The 20542-nt window shown below is 71.1% G+C and carries 15 protein-coding genes; 6 read left to right on the top strand and 9 right to left on the bottom strand.

Features of this window, described 5'->3' with window-relative positions; all coding sequences use genetic code 11:
* The first annotated feature begins 7 nt into the window (after positions 1-7).
* Entirely contained in the window at positions 8-2590 is a 2583-nt protein-coding gene (locus HNR67_RS46290) for a helix-turn-helix transcriptional regulator (RefSeq protein WP_185004065.1), read from the top strand.
* Positions 2591-2787: 197 nt separating this feature from the next.
* Here HNR67_RS46290 and HNR67_RS21645 read toward each other — a convergent pair whose 3' ends face one another.
* The 3 genes from HNR67_RS21645 to HNR67_RS21635 form a co-directional block, all read right to left on the bottom strand.
* Positions 2788-4551 carry a S8 family serine peptidase gene (locus HNR67_RS21645; protein ID WP_221489997.1) on the bottom strand — a complete coding sequence of 588 codons (1764 nt, stop codon included), beginning with the start codon at positions 4549-4551 and terminating at the stop codon, positions 2788-2790.
* Between the two features lie 106 nt (positions 4552-4657).
* On the bottom strand, positions 4658-6139 hold the full coding sequence (locus HNR67_RS21640) for a sensor histidine kinase (protein ID WP_185004064.1): 1482 nt from the start codon (positions 6137-6139) through the stop codon (positions 4658-4660).
* Positions 6132-6806, bottom strand: coding sequence for a response regulator transcription factor (locus HNR67_RS21635; protein WP_185004063.1), 675 nt, complete (start codon positions 6804-6806; stop codon positions 6132-6134). The genes HNR67_RS21640 and HNR67_RS21635 overlap by 8 nt, the downstream gene beginning before the upstream one ends.
* A gap of 92 nt (positions 6807-6898) precedes the next feature.
* On the opposite strand from HNR67_RS21635, the gene HNR67_RS21630 reads away from it, so the two are divergent.
* Both HNR67_RS21630 and HNR67_RS21625 read left to right on the top strand, forming a co-directional pair.
* Positions 6899-7645 (top strand): ABC transporter ATP-binding protein, encoded by a 747-nt coding sequence (locus tag HNR67_RS21630; protein WP_185004062.1) that lies wholly within the window; start codon positions 6899-6901, stop codon positions 7643-7645.
* Complete coding sequence (locus HNR67_RS21625) at positions 7645-10143, top strand: ABC transporter permease (protein WP_185004061.1); 2499 nt, start codon at positions 7645-7647, stop codon at positions 10141-10143. The genes HNR67_RS21630 and HNR67_RS21625 overlap by 1 nt, the downstream gene beginning before the upstream one ends.
* Here HNR67_RS21625 and mug read toward each other — a convergent pair.
* The gene (gene mug, locus HNR67_RS21620) at positions 10118-10690 is read right to left on the bottom strand and encodes a G/U mismatch-specific DNA glycosylase (RefSeq protein WP_185004060.1); all 573 of its coding nucleotides are present in this window, start codon (positions 10688-10690) and stop codon (positions 10118-10120) included. The two genes, HNR67_RS21625 and mug, sit on opposite strands and share 26 nt — an antisense overlap.
* An 18-nt stretch (positions 10691-10708) precedes the next feature.
* The gene (locus tag HNR67_RS21615; protein ID WP_221489996.1) at positions 10709-11896 is read right to left on the bottom strand and encodes an ROK family transcriptional regulator; all 1188 of its coding nucleotides are present in this window, start codon (positions 11894-11896) and stop codon (positions 10709-10711) included.
* 218 nt (positions 11897-12114) lie between these two features.
* Between HNR67_RS21615 and HNR67_RS44650 the strand changes: the two genes are divergently transcribed.
* A complete protein-coding gene (locus tag HNR67_RS44650) occupies positions 12115-15096 on the top strand; it encodes a right-handed parallel beta-helix repeat-containing protein (protein WP_246492564.1) in 2982 nt (993 codons plus the stop codon).
* 62 nt (positions 15097-15158) lie between these two features.
* Here the strand turns inward: HNR67_RS44650 and HNR67_RS21605 are convergent, their stop codons facing one another.
* Genes HNR67_RS21605 through HNR67_RS21595 form a run of 3 tightly spaced genes read right to left on the bottom strand, consistent with a single transcriptional unit; the run spans position 15159 to position 17429 of the window.
* A complete protein-coding gene (locus tag HNR67_RS21605; RefSeq protein ID WP_185004059.1) occupies positions 15159-16397 on the bottom strand; it encodes a hypothetical protein in 1239 nt (412 codons plus the stop codon).
* A 1-nt stretch (position 16398) separates the two neighbouring features.
* On the bottom strand, positions 16399-17001 hold the full coding sequence (locus HNR67_RS21600) for a DUF3558 domain-containing protein (RefSeq protein ID WP_185004058.1): 603 nt from the start codon (positions 16999-17001) through the stop codon (positions 16399-16401).
* Positions 16998-17429: a hypothetical protein gene (locus HNR67_RS21595; protein ID WP_185004057.1), complete on the bottom strand. Its 432-nt coding sequence runs from the start codon at positions 17427-17429 to the stop codon at positions 16998-17000. The genes HNR67_RS21600 and HNR67_RS21595 overlap by 4 nt, the downstream gene beginning before the upstream one ends.
* Positions 17430-17597: 168 nt before the next feature.
* Between HNR67_RS21595 and HNR67_RS21590 the strand changes: the two genes are divergently transcribed.
* Together HNR67_RS21590 and HNR67_RS21585 are read left to right on the top strand one after the other, a co-directional pair.
* A complete protein-coding gene (locus HNR67_RS21590; protein WP_221489995.1) occupies positions 17598-18422 on the top strand; it encodes an MBL fold metallo-hydrolase in 825 nt (274 codons plus the stop codon).
* A 231-nt stretch (positions 18423-18653) separates the two neighbouring features.
* Positions 18654-19862, top strand: coding sequence for a S1 family peptidase (locus HNR67_RS21585; RefSeq protein WP_185004055.1), 1209 nt, complete (start codon positions 18654-18656; stop codon positions 19860-19862).
* Positions 19863-19911: 49 nt separating this feature from the next.
* Here the strand turns inward: HNR67_RS21585 and HNR67_RS21580 are convergent, their stop codons facing one another.
* Positions 19912-20541, bottom strand: coding sequence for a QsdR family transcriptional regulator (locus HNR67_RS21580; protein WP_185004054.1), 630 nt, complete (start codon positions 20539-20541; stop codon positions 19912-19914).
* Between the last annotated feature and the right edge of the window lies 1 nt (position 20542).

Here is a 20542-nt window from a genome sequence, read left to right as displayed (position 1 = left end):
GTCCACAGTGGACAGACAAGTCCTGGTGGGGCGGGTGGGCGAGCTGCTCGCGCACCCGCCCGCCGTGGTGCTGCTGGACGGGGCGGCGGGTCTGGGCAGGTCCTGGTTCGCCGCCCAGGTCCGGGCCGCCTCGCGGGCCAGGGTGCGGGTGCTGGTCGGCTGCCGAGGGCTGCCCGCGGAACCGCACGTGCTGTTGCGCGAGGTGGTGCGCGGGCTGGTCGAGGCCGGGTGTGATCCGGTGCTGGGCCGCACGGTGCTCGCGGCGGTGTCCCGGCGTGCCCCCTCGGCGTACCGGATCTGCCTGGCACTGCGGGAACTGCTCGCCGACGCGGGTACCGCGCTGCTCGTGCTGGACGATCTCGACCAGGCCGACCGGTGTTCGCGGGAAGTGCTGCGGTGCGCGGCGACCCGGTTGCCGCCGGGGGTCGGCCTGCTGATCACCGCACCACCACAGGCGCGGTGGGTACCGGGCCATCGGGTCGAACTGACCGCGCTGACCCCGGCCGAAGTCGCCGAGCTGGCCCGGGAGCGGCACGGCAGCGCCCCGGCACACTGGGTGGCCGAGTTGCACCGGCTGACCGGCGGAATCCCGTTGCTGCTCACCGAGGTGCTGGACCGGACCCACCCGGACGACCAGGATCCGGCCGGCACGCTGGTCAGCACCGGGCTGCCCAGGAGCGTGCTGGAACTGGCCGCCGCCCGCCTGACCAAGCTGCCCGCGGCCGACCGGTCGGTGGTGCGGGTGGCGGCCTTGCTGCGGGACCCGGTCAACGCGACGGTCCTGACGCGGGCGGGCCTGGCACGGGCGGCGGGCGCACTGGACCGGGCCCTGGATACGGGACTGCTCGCGGTCCGGGTGGACGGGAGGTTCGAGTTCCGGCCACCGTTGTTGGGACTCGCGGTCGCCGCGACGATGCCCCTGGCCCGGCGGCGATCAGCGCACCGGGCACTCGCGCGGGTGCTCGACGGCCCGGAGCGGATCCACCACTGCCGCGCGGCCGGTGACCTGGCCGAGGCCGCCCGGCACGCCGAACGCACGACACGCACCGGTGCGCCCGCCACGGCGGTCGGGCCACTGCGCGACCTGCTGGGTGAGGCGGGTCTGCCGCGCCGGGTCCGGGCCACCCTGGCGGGCCGGCTGGGCAGGCTGACCGCGGGCGGCTGGTCCGGCCAGGACACCGTGACCCTGCTGCGCGAGCTGGTCGCCGACGAGCAACTCCCCGCCGGGGTGCACGGCGAACTGCGGCTGCACCTGGGTTTGTTGCTGGCCAACCAGGCCGGGGACGCCGACGCGGGCCGGACCGAGATGGTGCGCGCGGTCGGCGAACTGCGGCGACGGCCCGCACTGGCGGCCAGGGCGATCTCCGCGCTGGCCCTGCCGCACCTGGGCGCGGCGCCGGTGGCCGAGCACCTGCGCTGGCTGGCCGAACTGGACCGGGTCGGGCCGCCGAGGGTCGATCCGTTGCTGCGCACCGCGATCGAGGTCAACCGGGCGACCGCGCTGCTGCAACTCGGCGATCCCCGGGCCTGGTCCGCGCTGCCCACCACCGGACCACGCCTGGAACTGCAGCGCGGTCGGCTGAACTTCACCGACGCCGCGATCACCCTGGGCCACCACCGATCCGCGGCCGGTTTCCTGGCCGCCGCCGAGGTCAGCGCGGCCCCGTACCTGGCCCAGGTGGCCGAGACCAACCGGCTGCGCCTGGCCCTGGTCACCGGGAACTGGACCGGACTGGCCGAGCGGGTGCGCGCACACCTCGCCGCCGGACCGCACAACCCGCGCTCAGCCGCCGAATCCCGCCTGGTCCTGGCCCGGCTCGCCCTGGCCGCCGGTGACTGGCCGGCGGCCGAGGACCTCCTCGCCGGACCCGGCTGGTGCGGCTCGGCGGTGTTCGCGGTGGCCGCCACCAGGATCCGGCTGGCCACCGCCCAAGGACAGCCCGCGGACCCGGACTCCGCGCTCAAACTGGTGCGCGGCAAGGGCGTGTGGGTGTGGGCGGCCGAACTGGTGGACGCGGGCGTGGAAGCGTTGCTGGCACAGGGCGAATCCGGTGCCGCACGGGAGTTGCTGGCCGAGTTCGCGGCCGGGATCGCGGGCCGGGACTGCCCACTCGGCGAGGCGGTGCTGTGCCACGGACAGGGACTCCTGGACGCCGAGAACGCGGTGGACCTGCTGACCGCTGCGGCGGCCGGGTTCGCCGCCCTCCCCCGCCCCTACGAACAAGCACGGGCCCTGGAAGCCTTGGCCCGCCGCCTGTTCACCCTCGGCGCGCGCGCCCAGGCCGGGCAGCGGGTGGCGGAGGCGGTGCGATTGTTCGGCGGACTCGGCGCGGGCTGGGACGTGGCCCGCTGCGAACGCCTGCTGCGCGAGCACTTCGGCGCCCCCGGCGGCGGCCCCGGTCGACGCGGCTACGGCGGCGCACTGTCCCCTCGCGAACAGGAGGTGGCGCGACTGATAACCACCGGACGCACCAACCGGGAGATCGCCGCGCTGCTGTTCCTCTCCCCACGCACCGTCGAACGGCACGTGGCCAACCTCCTGCGCAAACTCGATGCCCGCACCCGCACCGAAATCACCCTACCCACCTAAACAACACCGTGTTGGCCGTTCTCGTACGGTGTGTTGGCCGAACTGGACGGTGTGTTGGCCGTTGTGGACGGTGTGTTGGCCGTTGTGGACGGTGTGTTGGCCGATGGGTGTACCAGTTCGGCCAACACTGCGTACGACAACGGCCAACACACCGGGGAGGTGCGGGCCGGAATGCCGGGCGCACCGCGTTCAGGTGATCAGCTGGCGAAGCAGAGCGGGACGGTGATGTGCTTGTGGCAGCGTACGGTCCGGCTGGTCGAGCCGGTCTGGTTGCGGCTGTCGGTGACGGTCAGGGTCACCGTGTAGGTCGCGGCGACGTTGGGGTAGCTGTGTGAGACGGTCGTGCCGGTGCCGGTGGTGCCGTCACCGAACTTCCAGGCGTGGCCGGAAACCGCGCCCTCCTCATCGCTGGAGGCACTGCCGTCGAAGGAGCAGCTCCCCCGGTTGCAGCGACTGCTGAAGGCGGCATTCGGCGGCAGGTCACCGGCCTTGACCAGGCGGCGGGTGCTGTGCGTCTTGCCGTCGTTGTCGGTCACGGTGAGCCGGACGCTGTAGTACCCGGACTTGCCGTAGCCGTGCGAGGTGGTCTTGCCGGTGCCGGTGCTGCCGTCGCCGAATTCCCAGGAATAGTCCGTGATGGTGCCGTCACTGTCCTTTGTGGAACTCCCGTCGAAGGAGCAGGTGGTGTTGCTCGTCGAACAGCTCGCGGTGAAGGCGGCGGTGGGCCTGCCAGGGTCGGCGGGACCGGCCGGGTAGTCCTGGGCCGAGCCGACGTCCAGGAGTGGTTCCTTGACGTTGTCGCCGGAATCGTCGGTCCAGTCGGTGTTCGCGGTGTCGATCAGGCGCTGCCGGATCGCCCGCACGCCGTCCCGGTCCTTGGCCCGGTTGCCGTTGGCGGTGAGCAGGCCCGCTGCCCCTGCCACGTGCGGGGCGGCCATCGAGGTGCCGCTCAACGTCTGGTACCCGCCGTTGAGGTGGGTGGACAGGATGCAGGTGCCGGGGGCGGCGATCTCCACGGTGGCGCCGAAGTTGCTGAAGTCGGCCAGGGTGTCGTCCTGGTCGGCCCGGCAGGTCGAGGCCGCGCCGCCGCCGCGTTTGCCGTTGAAGTCGGCCAGCGCCGAGACGGTGATCACCTCGGGGTGGTTGGCCGGGAAGAAGGTCCTGGCGTCCTTGTGGTTGTTGCCGGCGGCCACCGCGAACACCACGCCCTTGGCCACCGCGGCCGAGATCGCCTGGCTGAGCGCGTCGTTGGTGCAGCCGTCGCAGCCGAGGCTCATGTTGGCCACCTCGATCTCCTCGGCGTGCGCGGCCACCCAGTCCACGCCGGCGACCAAGCCGGAGAGCTGGCCGCTGCCGCCGTCGTCGAGCACCTTGGCCGACCAGATCCGCGCCCCCGGCGCGATGCCGGTGACCCCGGTCCCGTCGTCCTTGGCGCCGATGGTGCCTGCCACGTGCGTGCCGTGGCCGTGGCCGTCGTTGCCCGCGTTGTCCGTGCAGCTGCTGCTGTTCACGCAGTTGGCGCGGGCGACCACGGTCAGGTCGGGGTGCTTGCCGTCCACCCCGGTGTCGATCACCGCGACGTCCACGTCGGCGCTGTAGTCGCTGACGCCGTTGATCTTCAGGTTGGGGTTCTGGGTGGCGAAGGCCCGCTCCACCCCGGTGGGCGTGGTCTGCGCGGTGGTGCGCACCACCTGGTCCGGTTCCACCGAGCGCACCCGGGGGTCGCGCCGCAGCGCCGCGACCGCCTGGGGCGTCAGGGATGCGGCGAAGCCGGTGAGAGCGTGCCGGTAGACGTGCCCGACCCGGCTGCTGTGCCGGGCGGCGAGCGCGGCCGGGTCGGTGGTGTGATCGGTCAGGGTGACGAGGTGGTCCGCCGGTTGCCCGGCCGCCTCGGCGCTCGGCGCGGTGACGCCCAGCGCCACCACCCCCAGTGCCACGAGCAGTGCTGTGGTGATCCGCACGGGATCCTCCTAGTGCAGGGACCCGCGGCCATCACCGCGGGAGCACCACCCTGCGGCCGGATCAACGCCGCCAACAACGCCGGAAACCGTGGGTGGGGCTACCCAATCACCCCACCGGCAGCCGGGCGATCAGCCGCGCGCCGGTATCGCTGTCGGCCACCACCAGCGTGCCGCCGTGCCTGCGCGCGATGTCCCTGGCCAGGGTGAGACCCAGGCCGGAGCCGCCCGCGTCCGTAGCCCTGGCGTCGTCCAGCCGTGCGAACCGGTCGAACACGCGTTCCCGGTCGGCCGCGGGGATGCCGGGGCCGTCGTCGAGGACTTCGAGCACGGCCTCGGTCGCGGACCGGCTCAAGTGGACGGTGACGGTGGTGTGCGCGTGCCGGACCGCGTTGTCCAGGAGGTTGCGCAGCAGGCGTTCGAGCTGCACCGGCTCACCACGCACCAGCGCCGGTCCGTCCACTGTGGACGTGACCTGCGGACCGCCGGAGCTGAGGGCGAGTTCGGCGACCTGTTCGGCCACCACGTCGGCGAGGTCGACCACTGTGGACGGTGCGGGCGCCGGGTCGACGGCCAGTTGCAGCAGGTCCGCGGTGATGCGTTGCAGGCGCTGCACTTCCTGCAGCGACCGGTGCGCGACCGCGGGCCAGTCCGCCCGGTCCGGGTGGGTCAGTGCCACCTCCAGGCCGGTGCGCAATCCGGCCAGCGGGCTGCGCAGTTCGTGGCTTGCGTCGGCGACGAACCGCTGCTGCCGCAGGTGTGCCGCCTGCAACCGGTCCAGGGTCTCGTTCGTGGTCCCGGCCAGCCGGGCGATCTCGTCCCCGGATCCGGGCACCGGCACCCGCCGGTCCAGCTGCCGTTCGCTGACCTCGGCGAGTTCCCGGCGGATCGCCTCCACCGGGCGCAGTGCGCGTCCGGCGGCGAACCAGGCGGCCAGGGCGGAGAGCAGCACGGCCAAGGGGGTGAAGAAGAACAGGGCGTTGTCGAAGAGTTTCAGCGTGCGCAGGCTGTCCCAGGGCAGCACGAACAGGTGCACGGTGAGCCGGTAGCTGCCGGCCGAGGTGGTCGGCGCCAGTCCGGTGTCCACTGTGGACCCTTCGCGGCCGAGTGGCTCGACCAGGTCGGCCGGGATGTTCTCGACCACTGTGGACAGCACGGTGTACTCGCGGTACTCGCGCCAGTGCGGATGGCTGCCGGGGCGCAGGGTGGCGGTACCGGTGCCGATCCAGTCCGGTCCGACGTCGGCCGGGGCCGGGGGCAGGGGTTTCCAGGCGGGGTCCAGCTTGCGCAGGGTGTTGGCGCGCACCACGGTCTCGCCGGTGTCGGTGACCACCTCGAACAGGGCGTCGCCGCTGTGGATCGCGGTGGTCAGCGCGGTCCGGCCACTGCCAAGCGCGGCCACCCGGTATGCCTCGGCGATCCGCTGCAGCTGGGCGCGGGTGCTGCTGTGCTCGTGCGCGGTCAGCTGCACCCGCACGAACTCGCGGATGCCCAGCCAGCCAAGGCCGAACACCAGCAGGCTCAGCAACGCCGCGGCCAGCGCGGTACCGCGGCGCACCGACACCGGCCACCACTTCAGTCGCCTAGTCATCGGCCACCAGCCGGTAGCCGATACCGCGCACGGTGGCGATGGTGCGCCGCCCGAACGGCGTGTCCAGCTTGCGCCGCAAAGCACTCACGTACACCTCGACGATGTTCGGATCGCCCTGGTAGGCCAGATCCCAGACCTGGGCCAGGATCTCGGACTTGGCGGCCACCTGTCCGTTGTGCCGCAACAGGCATTCCAGCACCGCGAACTCCTTGGTGGTCAACGTCACCGGCTGCCCGGCCCGGCGGCAGGTACGGGTGCCGGGGTCGAGCACCAGATCGCCGAAGCTGAGCAGGCCGGCCGCGCCCGCGGCGCCCCGGCGGGTGAGCGCGCGCAGCCGGGCGGTGAGCACCACGTAGGAGAACGGCTTGCTGAGGAAGTCATCCGCGCCGGTGTCCAGGGCCTCGGCCTCGTCGTACTCACCGTTCTTGGCGGTGAGCATCAGGATCGGCGTGCGCACCCCGCGTTCGCGCAGTGCCGCGCAGACCCGGTAGCCGTTGAGCTTGGGCAGCATGATGTCCAGCACGATCACCTGATAGGGGTGCAGCTGGGCGAGTTCCAGGCCCTCCAGGCCGTCGTGGGCGAGGTCCACCGCGTAGCCGTCGGCCTCCAAGCCCCATTGCAGCGACTCGGCCAGCCGCCGCTCGTCCTCCACCACCAGCACCCGCACCCCCTGATCCTCCCAGATCCCCGGCGCACTTCCTGAAGTGATCTTCAGGTTGGTTCAGGAACCGTTCAGGCCGGTCCGGCCACACTCCCGGCATGCACCGGAACACAGCAGGCGGCCCGATCGCCGTGGGCGTGGCGGACGTGGTCAAGACCTACGGGCGTGGCGAGACCGCGGTCCGGGCCCTTGACCACGTCTCGCTCGATCTCCCGGCCCGCCGGTTCACCGCGATCATGGGTCCCTCCGGCTCCGGCAAGTCCACCCTGCTGCACTGCCTGGCCGGACTGAACACAGTGGACTCCGGCCAGGTCCGCATTGGACAGTCCTTTCTCAACGGACTCACCGACGCCGAGCTGACCAAGGTGCGGCGGGACCGGATCGGGTTCGTCTTCCAGTCCTTCAACCTGCTGCCCACGCTGAGCGCCGAGGACAACATCCTGCTCGGCCTGCGCCTGGCCGGCCGCGCCCCTGACCACTCCTGGCTGGACACGGTGATCAACGCGCTCGGCCTGCGGGACCGGCTGCGGCACCGGCCGGGTGAGCTGTCCGGCGGTCAGCAGCAGCGGGTGGCCATCGCCCGCGCGCTGGCCGGCCGTCCGGAGGTGGTCTTCGCCGACGAGCCCACCGGCAGCCTGGACTCGCGCTCCGGCGCGGAGGTGCTCGGGTTCCTGCGGATGTCGGTGCGTGAACTCGGCCAGACCGTGGTGATGGTCACGCACGACCCGGTGGCCGCCGCGCACGCCGATCACGGTGTGCTGCTGGCCGATGGCCGGGTGGCCCGGCACCTGCCCTGCCCGACCGCGGACACCGTGCTGGCCGCGCTGGCCGGACTGGGGGCGTGATGCTGCGCACCGTCCTTTCCGGACTGAAGGCCCGTCCGGCCCGGCTGCTGCTCTCCGCGGTGGCCATCGCCCTCGGCGTGGCCTTCGTCGCGGGCGCGCTGGTCCTGTCCGACGCGGTCTCCGCCGGGCTGCGGGACGCGGTGGCCGTGCACCTGCGCGGCGCGGACGCCACCATCACCAGCACCGGCCACGCCGAACTCGACGAGCCCCTGCTGGCCAAGGTGCGCAAGACTCCCGGCGTGGCCGCCGCGGAGGGCCGGGCCTTCGCCAGCGCTCCGCTGCGAGACGGCACCGGTCGTCTCCAGGACGCGGGCGCGATGGCCGTGCCCGCCGACGAACACCTGCGCCCGTTCGACCTGGCCGAGGGCCGTTTTCCCAGTGCCGCCAACGAGATCGCCATGGCCATCGGCGCCGCGGCGGACTTCCGGCTCGGCCAGTCGATCACCGTGTACGACCAGAACGGCGTCCCGCACACCTTCGCCCTGGTCGGCACCTTCCGCAGGCCCACCGACGCCGGCATCGGCGCGCCCCAGCTCGTGCTCTCGCCAGAGGGCCTGCGTGAACTCGGCCCACGCAGCGGCTACGGCGAGATCATGGTGCGCGCGGCGGGCGTGAGTCCGGCGGCACTGGTCGCCGAGTTGAAGAAGTCGGTGGGCGGCCGGGGCATCAGCGTGGTGACCGGCAAGGAGGCCGCCGGGAAGCTGTTGGGTCAGGCCGCCTCGGACTCGGCCCGGCTGACCGGGTTCTTCACCGCCTTCGCCGCGCTGGCCATGGTGGTGGCCGCACTGGTGATCGCCAACTCCTTCACCATCCTGCTCGCCCAGCGCGCCCGCGAACTCGCCCTGCTTCGCTGTGTCGGCGCCGGTCGCGGCCAGGTGTTCACCAGCGTGCTGGCCGAGGCCGCGGCCGTCGGGCTGATCGCCTCGGTACTGGGCCTGTTCGGCGGACTCGGCGTGGCCGCGGCCCTCCAGGCCCTCACCGGCGGCCCGGAATCCGGCGTCTACCTGCCGCTCAGCACACGCACGATCCTGGCCGCGCTGGCCATCGGGGTGCTGGTCACCGTGCTCGCCTCGGCCTTCCCGGCCTGGACCGCCACCCGCATCCCGCCGGTGGCCGCCCTGCGCACCCAGGTCGAGGGAAAGTCCGCCCGCGCCGGACGCCCGCGCGCGGTGCTCGCGATTTTCCTGCTCCTGCTCGGCCTCGGCCTGGGCGCACTGGCCCTCAACGCCGAGGTGGCGACCGGCGCCACGCTGACCGTGCTGGCCACCGTCGCCCTGCTGACCGCGACCGTGACGGCCGGTCCGCTGCTGGCCGGGCCGGTGGTACGCGGACTGGGCGCGCTCACCGCCCCGCTGCTGGGTCAGTCCGCGAAACTGGCCGCGCTCAACGCCGATCGCAACCCCAAGCGCACCGCGGCCAGCGCCGCCGCGCTCACCCTCGGCCTCGCGGTGGTCTCCCTGGTCACCACGGTCACCGCGGGCGTGCAGGCGGGCCAGTCCCGCGGCCTGGACCGGCAACTCGGCTCGGACTACGTGGTCACCTCAGTCCTGTCCCTGCAACCACTGCCCACCGCGCTGGCGAACACCCTGGCCGCGGTGCCCGGGGTCGCGGCGGTCGCACCCCGCCGCTCGTTCAACGGCAACCTCGGCGGCCACGGCGCCTACTCGATGACCGCGGTGCGCGGCAACGCCCTCGGCACCCTGCTCCGCCCCGCCGTGCTGTCCGGCCGCCTGGACAAGATCGGCCCCGGCGAACTGGCCATCAGCACCCAGCTCGCCAAGGAGACCGGCCTGGCGGTCGGTGACACCGTGCAGGCCGGTCCGCGGACGAAACCGGTGCCGCTGAAGGTGATCGCTGTCTACGACGGCGTGCGCGTCCCCGGCGCCGACCTCGGCCTGGCCCTGGTCGACCTCCCCCAGCAGTCCGCCATCGCGCTGGACAACACCAGCCACGAGGACAGCCTGCTGCTCGCCCTCGCCCCTGGCACCAGCCCCGACCAGGTCCGCCCGGCCCTGGACCAGGCCATGACCACCGCGCCACTGGCCCGCCTCAGCGGAGTCCCGGAACTCAAGGAGCAACTCGCCGCGCCGCTGCGCCGCACCCTGGACCTGCTGTGGGCGCTGACCGCGCTCTCGGTGCTGATCGCCTTCGCCGGGATCGCCAACACGCTCTCGCTGTCCGTGCTGGAACGCACCAGGGAATCCGCGTTGCTGCGGGCGCTGGGCCTGAGCCGGGCCGGGCTGGCCGGTTCACTGGCCGTGGAGTCGGTGTTCGTCGCCCTGTTCGGCGCGGCCACCGGCCTGCTGCTCGGCCTGGCCCCCGCCTGGCTGCTCACCCGAGTCGCCAGTACCGAGGCCCAGCCGGTGCTGTTCACCCTGCCCTGGGACCGCCTCGCCGTGCTGCTCGCGGCCGCGTTGCTGGCGGCTCCGCTTGCCGCGCTGATCCCGGCCCGCCGGGCGGCCAGGGTCTCGCTCACCGCCGGGATGGCCCCGTCCTGACCGGGATCCCGGCCGCCGCACGCAGTTCGGCGAACGCGGCGGCCAGGTCCGCGGCCTGGTAGTGCGCGTTCAGCCCACTCGGGTTGGGCAGCACCCACAACCGGGCCCCGCCGATCAACTCCGGCTGCGGCCCCATCACCGCCTTGGGCCGGTCGAACCCGCCGCGGTAGGCCGAGATCCCGGCCACCGCGACGAACCTCGGCCGGTACCGCTCCGCCCGCTCGGTCAGCGCCAGGGCCCCGGCCAGCAGCTCGTCCTTGGTCAGCTCGTCCGCGCGGGCGGTGGTGCGGGCGACCACGTTGGTGATGCCCAGCCCGTACTCCAGCATCTCCAGCTGCTCACTGGGGTCCAGCTGACGTGGGGTGAAGCCGGCGCGGTGCAGGGTGGGCCAGAACCGGTTGCCCGGCCGGGCGAAGTGGTGGCCGGTGGCACCGGAGTACAGGCCGGGATTGATGCCGCAGAACAACACCGCCAGATCCGGTGCGATCACATCGGGCAGGATCAGGGTGCGGGCGTCGGCCAGTTCGGCCGCGGTCGGTTTGGCCACGCCAACGGACTTTACCCGTCAGCCAGCCGGGATGGCCGCGCCGAACAGCTCGTCCCGAACCTGCCCCAGCCCCAGGTCCAGCGCGCCCGCGAGCACCGGATTTCCCTCCACAGTGGACAGTCGCAGTGGCGGGCGCGGGATGGTCAGCGCGTGCAGTTCCCGCTCCACCAGTTCCCGCAACACCTCGCCACCGGCCAGCGCCAGCCCACCGGCCAGCACGATCAGTCCCGGGTCCAGCACCGCGGTGATCTCGGCCAGTCCGACCGCGAGCCGTTCGGCGACCTCGCGCAACCCGGTCTGGGCCGCCGCCTCGCCGTCCGCGGCACGCCGGGCCGCACTGGCCACCGCCTGCCGGAAGTCCGGTGCGCTGATCCCGTGTCCCGCCAGGAGTTCCTGTACCGCGGGACCCCCGGCCAGGGCCTGGTACCCGTGGTGACCGAACCGGCCGACATCGCGGGCGGTGGGCGCGCCGGGGGTGGGCAGGTAGCCGACCTCGCCGGAGCCGCCGGTGGCCCCGCGGTGCAGCCTGCCGCCGAGCATCAGCGCCGCACCAAGGCCGTCATCGGCCCACAGCAGCACGAAATCCGGGCTGCCCGCGGCGGCGCCGTGCGCCTGTTCGGCCAGCGCGACCAGGTTGACGTCGTTCTCCACCACCACCGGCACCCCGAGTGCCTGCCCCAGACTCGGGGCCAGGTCTGGGATCTGCCAGCCCGGCATGTCCTCGTCGGTGGCGTAGTCCAATCGCCCGGTGGCCGGGTTGACCGCGCCCTGCACGCCGATCACCAGGCGGTTCAGCCCCTCCGGCGGTTCGGCGGCGGTCAGCGCGGCCCGCAGCCGGGTGACCGGGTCCGGCTCGGGTCCGGTGGCGGGCAGGGTGGCCGAGCCGATGATCGTGCCGGTGAGGTCGGCGATCTGGACCTCGATCCGTTCCGGGGTCACGTCCATCGCGGCGACCTGGGCCGCGGCCGGGTTGATCCGGTACGCCTCCGCGCTGCGGCCGGTGCGGCCACTGCGGATGCCGTCGCTGATGACCAGGCCGATCTCCTGCAGCCGGGCCAGCAACTGGGAGGCGGTGGGCTTGGACAGCCCGGTCAGCGCGACGATCTGCGGCCGGGTCAGCGAACCGGACTCCAGCAGCGCACGCAGGGTGGCACGGTCGTTGATGGCCCGCATCAGGCTCGGGGTACCGCGGACGGGACTGATCACGGCACCTCCGAGGTAAAGAAACCTTACTTACTGAACAGTACGGAGAACTGCGTTAATCGGTCAAGCGCAAAGGTTTGCGTTGGCCCTTGCCTCATACATTCCCGTTGAGTTAGGATAGTTTCCTTACTATTCCTACTGAGTTCACCTGAACTGTCGCCTGAACGTCTCGCCGCCAACGACGCCCTGCCCCGTCGAAACGAGATCTCTCAGGAGCATCAATGTTGCGACTCACCCGGTTGTCGCCCGCGGGTCATTCCGCACGGCGACGCCGCCGCACGGCCGCGCTCACCGCGGCCGCGCTCGCGTTCAGCGGCCTTTCCGCCCTGGTCACCCCACCCACCGCCGGTGCGGCGGAAGAACCCGGTGTCCAGGCCGCACTACCCGATCTGACCAGTGCCAACCGCCGGGCCCCTGTGCCCGGCCTGCCCGACTGGAGCAAGGCGGGCTACCGCGGCGGCGCCGCGCTGCCCGGCCCCAACGAGATCAACCCGGACGCGGCCTGTCAGATCACCGCGAGCGAACTGTCGTCCCAGTACGGCGTGCGGACCGACGGCAGCGATGCCACCACCGGTCTGCAGAAGGCCATCGACGACATCCGGACCAAGTGCTCACCCAAGGCGAGCTACACCAAACTGTCCTCGATCACCCTGCCGGCGGGCCGCCTCACGGTCAGCAGGCAGCTCGGCGTGGACGCGGATTACCTGCTACTCAAGGGCGCGGGCCGGGGCAAGACCACGCTGGTCTTCCGCCCGGACGCCAACACTCGTTACGACGCGCTGACCGAGGACGGCAGCGACTGGGACGAGGACGGCATGGTGCACGGCGCGGGCAAGGGCGGCTGGATGTGGCCCGGCCGCGGCCTGCTCCGGGTGCAGACCCGTGAGGTCTCACCCAAGTACGCCGCCGACCACCGCTCGGCCCCGGCCAACCGCAAGGACATCTTCGAGGGCAGCATCAACCAGCACTGGGCCTCGGGGATCCCGCTGCGCGAGGGCTCGGCCCTGGGCGCCAACCAGATCAAACTCGCCAAGAACGCCGACATCAGCAAGTTCAAGGTCGGCGGCTACCTCTGGGTGGGCGCGGCCAACACGGTCAAGTTCTACCAGCAGCAGACCGTGACCAACACCGCGCAGTACCTGAATCTCCATATGCGGCAACAGATCTTCCAGATCACGGCGGTGAACTCCAGTACCAAGGACCTCACCATCGACAAGCCCCTGGAGTACGACCTGCCGCTGAACTCCACCGCCGACGGCTCACCGGCCATCGGCGGCACCACCTACCCGAGCCGGGTCACCCCGCTCAAGGTGGTGCAGGGCGTGGGCATCGAGGACCTGTCCATCACCCAGGAACTCAACGGCATGCCCAAGCACGGCGGCGGCACCTACAACGTGACCCCGGCCGAGGCCACCAAGAACTACGGCAACGTGGCGCCCGAGTACGAGATGCACGGCATCGTGCTCAAGTGGGCGGCCAACACCTGGATCCGCCGGGTGGGCGCGGAGCTGACCGGCTCGCACCCGATCGTCACCGAGAGCGCCAAGAACATCCAGATCCAGGAGTCCTATCTGGACGGTTCCTGGAACAAGGGCAAGGGCGGCAACGGCTACTTCCGCGGCTCCCGGGTGTGGGACTCGCTGTACGCCTACAACACCACCCGCAACCTGCGGCACTTCACCTTCCAGTGGTCGGCCTCCAACAACGTGGTCGTGGGCAACGACTTCGACTCCGACCTCAACCTGCACGGCGGCTGGGAACGCCGCAACCTGTTCGAGAACAACAAGGTGACCGTGCCGTTCGAGCACGCCTCCAAGAACTGCAAGAGCAACTGCGGGGAAGAAGGCGGCGGCGGGCCGGATGACTCCACCTGGTACCCGATCTGGTGGGCCGCGGGTCCCAAGGCGGCCAAGTGGTCGGGCTCCAGCGGAGCGCAGAACGTCTTCTACAACAACGAGATGAGCAAGCAGGCCAGCAAGGGCGGGGCCTTCCAGCCCTACTACGGCGACCGGCAGCGGATCTACCAGTTCGGCAGCGACGCCGCGGACGCGAGCAAGTTCAAGCACCTGAGCACCGGCGGCACCACCATCCCGGACTGGGCGAGCAAGGAGACGGTGGACTTCACCAAGTCCAACAACGGGGTCAACGCCTCCCGCACCGACTCCTCCGGCTCCCTGTTCCTGAAGAACCCGGGCCGGGCCACGGTGTTCGGCGCCGAGGCGGCGCAGGGCACGCTGGTGGACGTCTCCACCGCGGAACAGCTGAAAACCGCGCTGGCCAACGCCAAACCGGGTGAGACGATCAAGCTGGCGCCCGGCGAGTACCGCGGTTCGTTCGTGACCCAGAAGGCGGGCACGGCCTCCTCCCGGATCACCCTGACCGGCCCGGCCAACGCGGTGCTGATCAACGACGGCCCCTCGGGCACCGCGCCGTCCTGCCCCGTCCCGACCGCGGGCTGGGACTCCGGCTACGGCCTGTGGCTGCACAACGCGCCCTACTGGAACCTGACCGGCTTCACGGTCAAGGACTCCAAGAAGGGCATCATCCTGGACAACTCCCACCACGTCACCCTGGACAAGGTCTACGTGCACCACGTGGACGAGGAAGCGGTGCACTTCCGGCGCTCCTCGGCTGACGGCGTGATCAAGAACTCCAAGATCACCCACGCCGGCCTGGTGCAGCCCAGCTACGGCGAGGGCGTCTACATCGGCTCGGCAGGCTCGAACTGGAAGTGCCACGGCAACACCGGTGGCGCGGACCGCTCGGACCGGGTCAGCGTGCTGGACAACGAGATCGGGCCCGAGGTGGCGGCCGAGCACATCGACGTCAAGGAGGGCACCAGCGGCGGGGTGATCCGCGGCAACAAGTTCAACGGCACCGGCATCAAGGGCCAGAACTCCGCGGACTCCTGGATCGACGTGAAGGGCACCGGTTACCTGATCGAGAACAACACCGGCACCTTCGCCAAGCCCGGCGTCTTCGCCAACGGCTACGAGACGCACAACCCGTCCAGCAGCCCGTCCTTCCCCAACGGCTGCGGGAACACCTGGCGTGGCAACAAGTCCGACCTGGGCGGGGTGGGCAAGTACGCCATCTACATCCCGTCGGTGTCCAAGTGCTCGGCCAACCCGAACGTCGTCCACAGCTCGAACACGGTCACCGGCGCCACCACCGGCCTGACCAACATCAAGGTCACCCCGTAACACCCCCTGCCCATGGTGCGGGGCCGGACGCGATCGCGTTCCGGCCCCGCACCGTGGTTTTCTCAGCCCCCGTAGGGCCCGCCGCTCTCCCCGATCACCGGCGGCGGCACCACCAGCGTGTCCCCGAAGATGTCCTCGGTCTCGATCAGGTACTCCGGCCGCCGCCGCTCCTTGTCCTCCTCGCCCCGGCTGCCCGCCCCGGCGCCCATCGGCCCACCGGGCGTGCCCGCCGCACCACGCGCGCCGGCGCCACCGGGTCCACCACGCCCACCCGCGGCATGCGGGTCACCACCGATGCCAGCGGAACCGCCAGGCCCGAACCCGGCACCCCGCCCGCCGGCCCCGAAGGCCCCGCCACTCCCCCGCGGCCCGAACCCACCGCCACCACCGGCCCCGGCCCGGCCACCCCCGCCACCGCCACCGCCACCGGGCGGCAGCCCACCGGGCGGCAGAATCCCGGGCGGCGGCACCGGAACCGGCAGCGGCCCCGGTCCGGGCACCGGCCCAGGCCCGGGAATCGGCTGCGGCAGCGGCCCACCACCCACCGGCGGCGGCCCCGGCACGTTCCAGTCGTTGCGCACCTGATCGTTCCCGGTACCCCCGCCACCGGTCCCGCCCGTGATGCCACCCGGCGGATCCTGCTGTCCCGGCTGGCCCGGCAACCCGCGCGGCGGGTCCACCCGGCCCGGATCGCGGCGACCGGGGTCCACCTCACCCGGATTGCCGTTGCGGGTGTCCAGGGCCAGCTCGGGCGGCGGCTGGAACTGGTACTGCGGCAACGCGTCCACGGTGCCCTGGGTGTTGCCCCGGTAGGACTCGAAGCGCTCCTGGTTGCGCTTGAACGCCTCGCCCTCGGCCCGCTTGGCCTTGTCGTAGTCGGTGTCCATCGGGTTGAGATCGTTCAGCCACGGCTTGTCCGGCACATCCGGCACCTGCTCCATCGCCTGCTGCGTCCGCCGGGCATGATCCCCCTGCGCCGCCACCTGCAACGCCACGCTGTCACAGACCCCCTTGGCCTGCCTGGCGATCGCCACCACCGGCACGATCTTGCTCTGCATGGCGTCGGCGGCCTTGCCCTCGAAGGCGACCCGGCCGGTGGACAGCGCGTCGGTGATCATCTGGGCCACGGCGTCGTAGCGCTGGCCGAGCTTGGTCCACTTGTCCTTGTTGGGATCGGTGGTGGCGCCGGTGCCCTTGACGTTCTGGTTGAAGTAGTCGTAGATCGTGCGGCCGTCGAACGCCTGGGCCCGGGGCATGCTCCCGTCCCGGCTGATCGCGATGTACCGGACCTCTTGTCCCATCTCAGCCCCCCGCTTTGATGTTCTGGATCATGAGCGTGGCCATCCGGTCGGACACCACACACGGCGTCTTGTATTCCGGCGACTTCAACGGCAGGTCCACCGACACCCGCAGGATGACGTCCTTGCTCAATCCGAGGTGTGTGGAGCAGCTGCCCCGCTCGGCCTTGGACTCGTCGTTGATGTGCACGGCCGGAACCCCGGCCAATTCACCGGCGGGCTCGAAGAACGGCTCCTGCTCCCGCCGCTCGAACAGGCGCTCCCAGTTCACCGCCTGCGGGTTGGTGTAGAGGGTCACGTCGACCGAGGTGTCAACGGAGGAGTCCTTCTCCTTCCACACGCAGGCGGGACCCAGGTCGCTCTCCCTGATCTCGGCGGACCTGGTCGCGCCGACGGTCGCCCGCTGCGCGGGGGTGAGCAGGTCGCACGGCCTGCTCTTGAACGCCTCGACCGAGAGCGGGGTGTTGATCGGCGGCGCCAGGCCCTGCTTGCTGCTGCTGGTGGCCGCGCTGGTGGTCTGGGTGGTCGTGGTCCCACCACCACCGCACCCGGACAACACCAGCGCACCCGAAACCAGGACAGTCGCGAGCCGGATGGAGCGTGTCACGATCGATTGCCTCCGATGCCCTTGTTCTTACGCTCAGCGTTCTCGTGCTCAAGCACCATCGCCTTGATGTTGTCGATCATATTCTGCAGCGTGGTCGCGAGATCCTTGTTGGCCTTGCCATGGCAGCCCTGCTCATCGCTGGCCCGCTTGGCAATTTCCTGTACCGCCCGTTTGCTGTACGGGTCGTTGTACGGCGCATCCAGGTGCCTGAGGTCCCTGGCGTCCCGCCCGATCGCCTTCACCTCGTCCAGCGCCTCCTGGAGCTTGGCCAGGGCCTTCCCCGCGTGCGCTGGATCGATCAGGTAGCGCCCGGACTGGCTCAACGACCCCTGGATGTCGACCGGAACCGGGTTCGGATTGGCGCGTTTCTGCTGGTCCAGCATCTTGCGCTGAGTAGGCGTGAGCAGGTGCTCATCCGGATCAGCCATTGGTGGTACTCCCCCTCGAACAGCACGGGCCCCCCAGCCGCACGTGGCTTATCGCCAACTTATTCGCATCGTAACCATGGACGATGGCAACAAGCCATTGGCTCCGCCCGATCGAAGGTTCGCCCGAACGGAGTAGCTTCTGTGCAGCGTGTATGTTGCGGAGTCGTGGTGGCCTTACCGCTGGACGTGCGCTGGATCCATGGTTCGGAGTCGGCGAAGCACAACACCGATCCGGACATCCAGGTGTTCTGGTATGACGAGAACTCGGTGATTCTGCGCCAGAACATGGCGATCAATTACGAGGCGCCGTTCCTGTTCCTGTTGTTCGGGGAACACACCGTCGCACTGGTGGACACCGGCGCGACCGAATCAGCCGAGTTGTTCCCATTGCGGCGGACCGTGGACGAACTGATCGAGCAGTGGCTGGCGCGGAATCCGCGGCTGGATTACCGGTTGCTGGTGCTGCATTCGCACGGGCACGGGGATCACGTGGCCGGGGACGGGCAGTTCGCCGGGCGGGCCGGGACCACGGTGGTGGACGCCGGGCTGGCGAGTGTGCGGGCGTTCTTCGGGTTCGACGGGCACGGGATGGCCACCCTGGACCTGGGTGGGCGGGTGCTGGAGTGCCTTGCCAGCCCTGGGCACCACGAGGCGGCGGTGACCTACTTCGATCCGTGGACCGGGTTCCTGCTCACCGGCGACACCGTCTACCCGGGACGGTTGTACGTGCAGGACTGGGCTGCCTTCGGCGCGACCATCGACCTGCTGGTGGATTTCGCCGGGCGGCGGCCGGTCTCGCACGTGCTGGGCTGTCACATCGAGATGACCCGGGAGTCCGGGGTGGACTATCCGATTCGGACCACCTACCAGCCGGACGAGCCGCCGCTGGAGCTGACCGTGGCCCAGCTGCGCGAGATCCAGTCCGCCATCCGGGACATCGGCGACCGGCCGGGTGTGCACGCCTTTCCCAGCTTTGTCATCTACCGGCAGTAGGTATGAACTGACTCAGCCTGCCGACCTGGGCCGGACGGGTGCGGGCCACTGTGTGGTCTGAACTTGTTTGAACAGAGTGGCGCGAACTGAACGCCACCTGAAAACCGGGTCATTCCTTGTGGCCGCAAGGAAACGCAGACTCCGCACTGCACAACACAGCGGCACGCCATCCCCTGCGGGGTGACGAGGGCTCACCCCTTGGCGAGTGCGCTGGGCAGTCGAGGAGGAGTCATGTCGGATCGAACCTGGCGCACCCTGCGTGCCGGGGTCGCGGTCACCGTCGCGGCCACCGCGATGCTGGCCGGACCGAGCGCCGTCGCCAGTCCGGAGCTGAGCGCGGCGGAGGCCGCGGCCGTGGACCACCTGGTCGCCGGCGGGCTGGACCGGGACGCGGCGGTGCGGCGGATCGCGGACCAGGACACGTTGTCCCGCAAGGCGGACCGGCTCACCGCGGAACTCGGTGGCCGGGCCGCCGGGGCCTACCTGGAGGCCGGTCGCGTGGTGGTGGCGGTCACCGACGAGGCGGCGGCGCGGACCGCGGAATCGGCCGGGGCCAAGGCGAAGCGGGTGGCCAACGGGGCGGCGAAGCTGGCCGGGGCCAAGGACGCGGTGCGGCGCCTGCTGACCGGGGTGCCGGGCAGCAGCAGTCACACCGATGTCGCGGGCAACACGGTGGTGGCCACCATCCCGGCAGGCGCCGCGCTGGACGGGCTGGCGGCCAGGGTCGGCGCGGTCGAGGGCGTGCGGGTCAACCGGACCGCGGGGCAGGCGAGCACGCAGGCCAATCTCTATGGCGGACAGGAGATCCAGTTCACCGTCGGCGGACGCGGGTACGTCTGCTCGGTCGGGTTCAACGCCACCGACCGGGACGCCAACCCGGTCATGATCACCGCCGGGCACTGCGCGGACGGCATCGCCGACGGGGAGTTCCGGCGCAACGGCGGCTACCTCGGCACCGTGCGCGACCACAGCTTCCCGGTCAACGACTACGCCTACTCCTCCCTGTCCGCGGACTGGACGCCGCAGGCCGCGGTCAGCCAGTACAACGGCCGGGCGGTCCGGGTCACCGGGCACGGGGCCACCGCGGTGGGCGGGGTGATCTGCAAGTCCGGCCGGACCACCGGGTGGACCTGCGGTGAGGTGGAATCCCTTGACGTCACGGTCAACTACGCCGGCGGCACCCGGGTCGAGGAGATGACCCAGGCCAGCGTGTGCACCGAGGGCGGGGACAGTGGCGGCGCCTGGATGTCGGGCACGGTCGCGCAGGGGGTCACCAGCGGTGGCATGGGTTACCGCACCAAGGACACCAACGGGGACGGCCGGATCGACGAGAAGGACAAGGCCGAGTGCGGGGAGAAGGTGGGTGAGCCCAACATCGCCTACTTCCAGCCGATCGGCGAGATCCTGACCGCCTACGGGCTGGATCTCCAGACCCAGTAGGGACAAGTGCGCGGGGACCGGTGCGCGGACCGGTCCCCGCCGCACCCGCTCAGTCGGCGACCTGGGCCGCGCCCAGCAGCAGCTCGATGATCACCACGGCCTTCTCCGTCTCCGGCTCGGCGCCGGTGATCAGATCGCTCCACACGAAGGACTCGCAGATCCGCACGATCACGTAGGACAGGTCCGGCAGGTCCAGGTCGGGGCGCAGATTGAGGCTGGACAACAGTTCCGCGCACCAGTCGATCATGCGGCCCTGCACGATGCCGTGCTTGGAGGTCATCAGCCGCAGCGCGTACTCGGGGTCGTCGGAGAGCAGCCTGCGCAGGTTCTTGGAGGTGCGGAACTTGGCGATGCAGGTGCCGATCACCTCGGTGACGTAGCCGAGGCCGCTGCCCTGCACCTTGCTCCTGGTCCGGTTGAGCTGCTCCTCGGTGAGTGCCCAGATCACCTCGCCGAGCAGTTGTTCCCGGTTACCGCACCAGCGGTAGAGCGTGGCCCGGCTGACGCCCAGGGTCTCGGCGAGCTGTTGCATGTCGACCCGGCGGCCCTCCAGGAACCAGGTCCTGGCCACCTTGAACGCGTCGACCGGGGTCGCCTTGGCGGTGGGTCCGCAGCCGGACAGCGCCCGGCTGAGCGGGGTCTCCTGGACAACGGGCCTGCTGCTGGGCTTGGCCGACATA

Source organism: Crossiella cryophila, from assembly GCF_014204915.1.
GTDB lineage: Bacteria > Actinomycetota > Actinomycetes > Mycobacteriales > Pseudonocardiaceae > Crossiella > Crossiella cryophila.
This window is presented reverse-complemented; position numbering and strand designations above follow the sequence as displayed.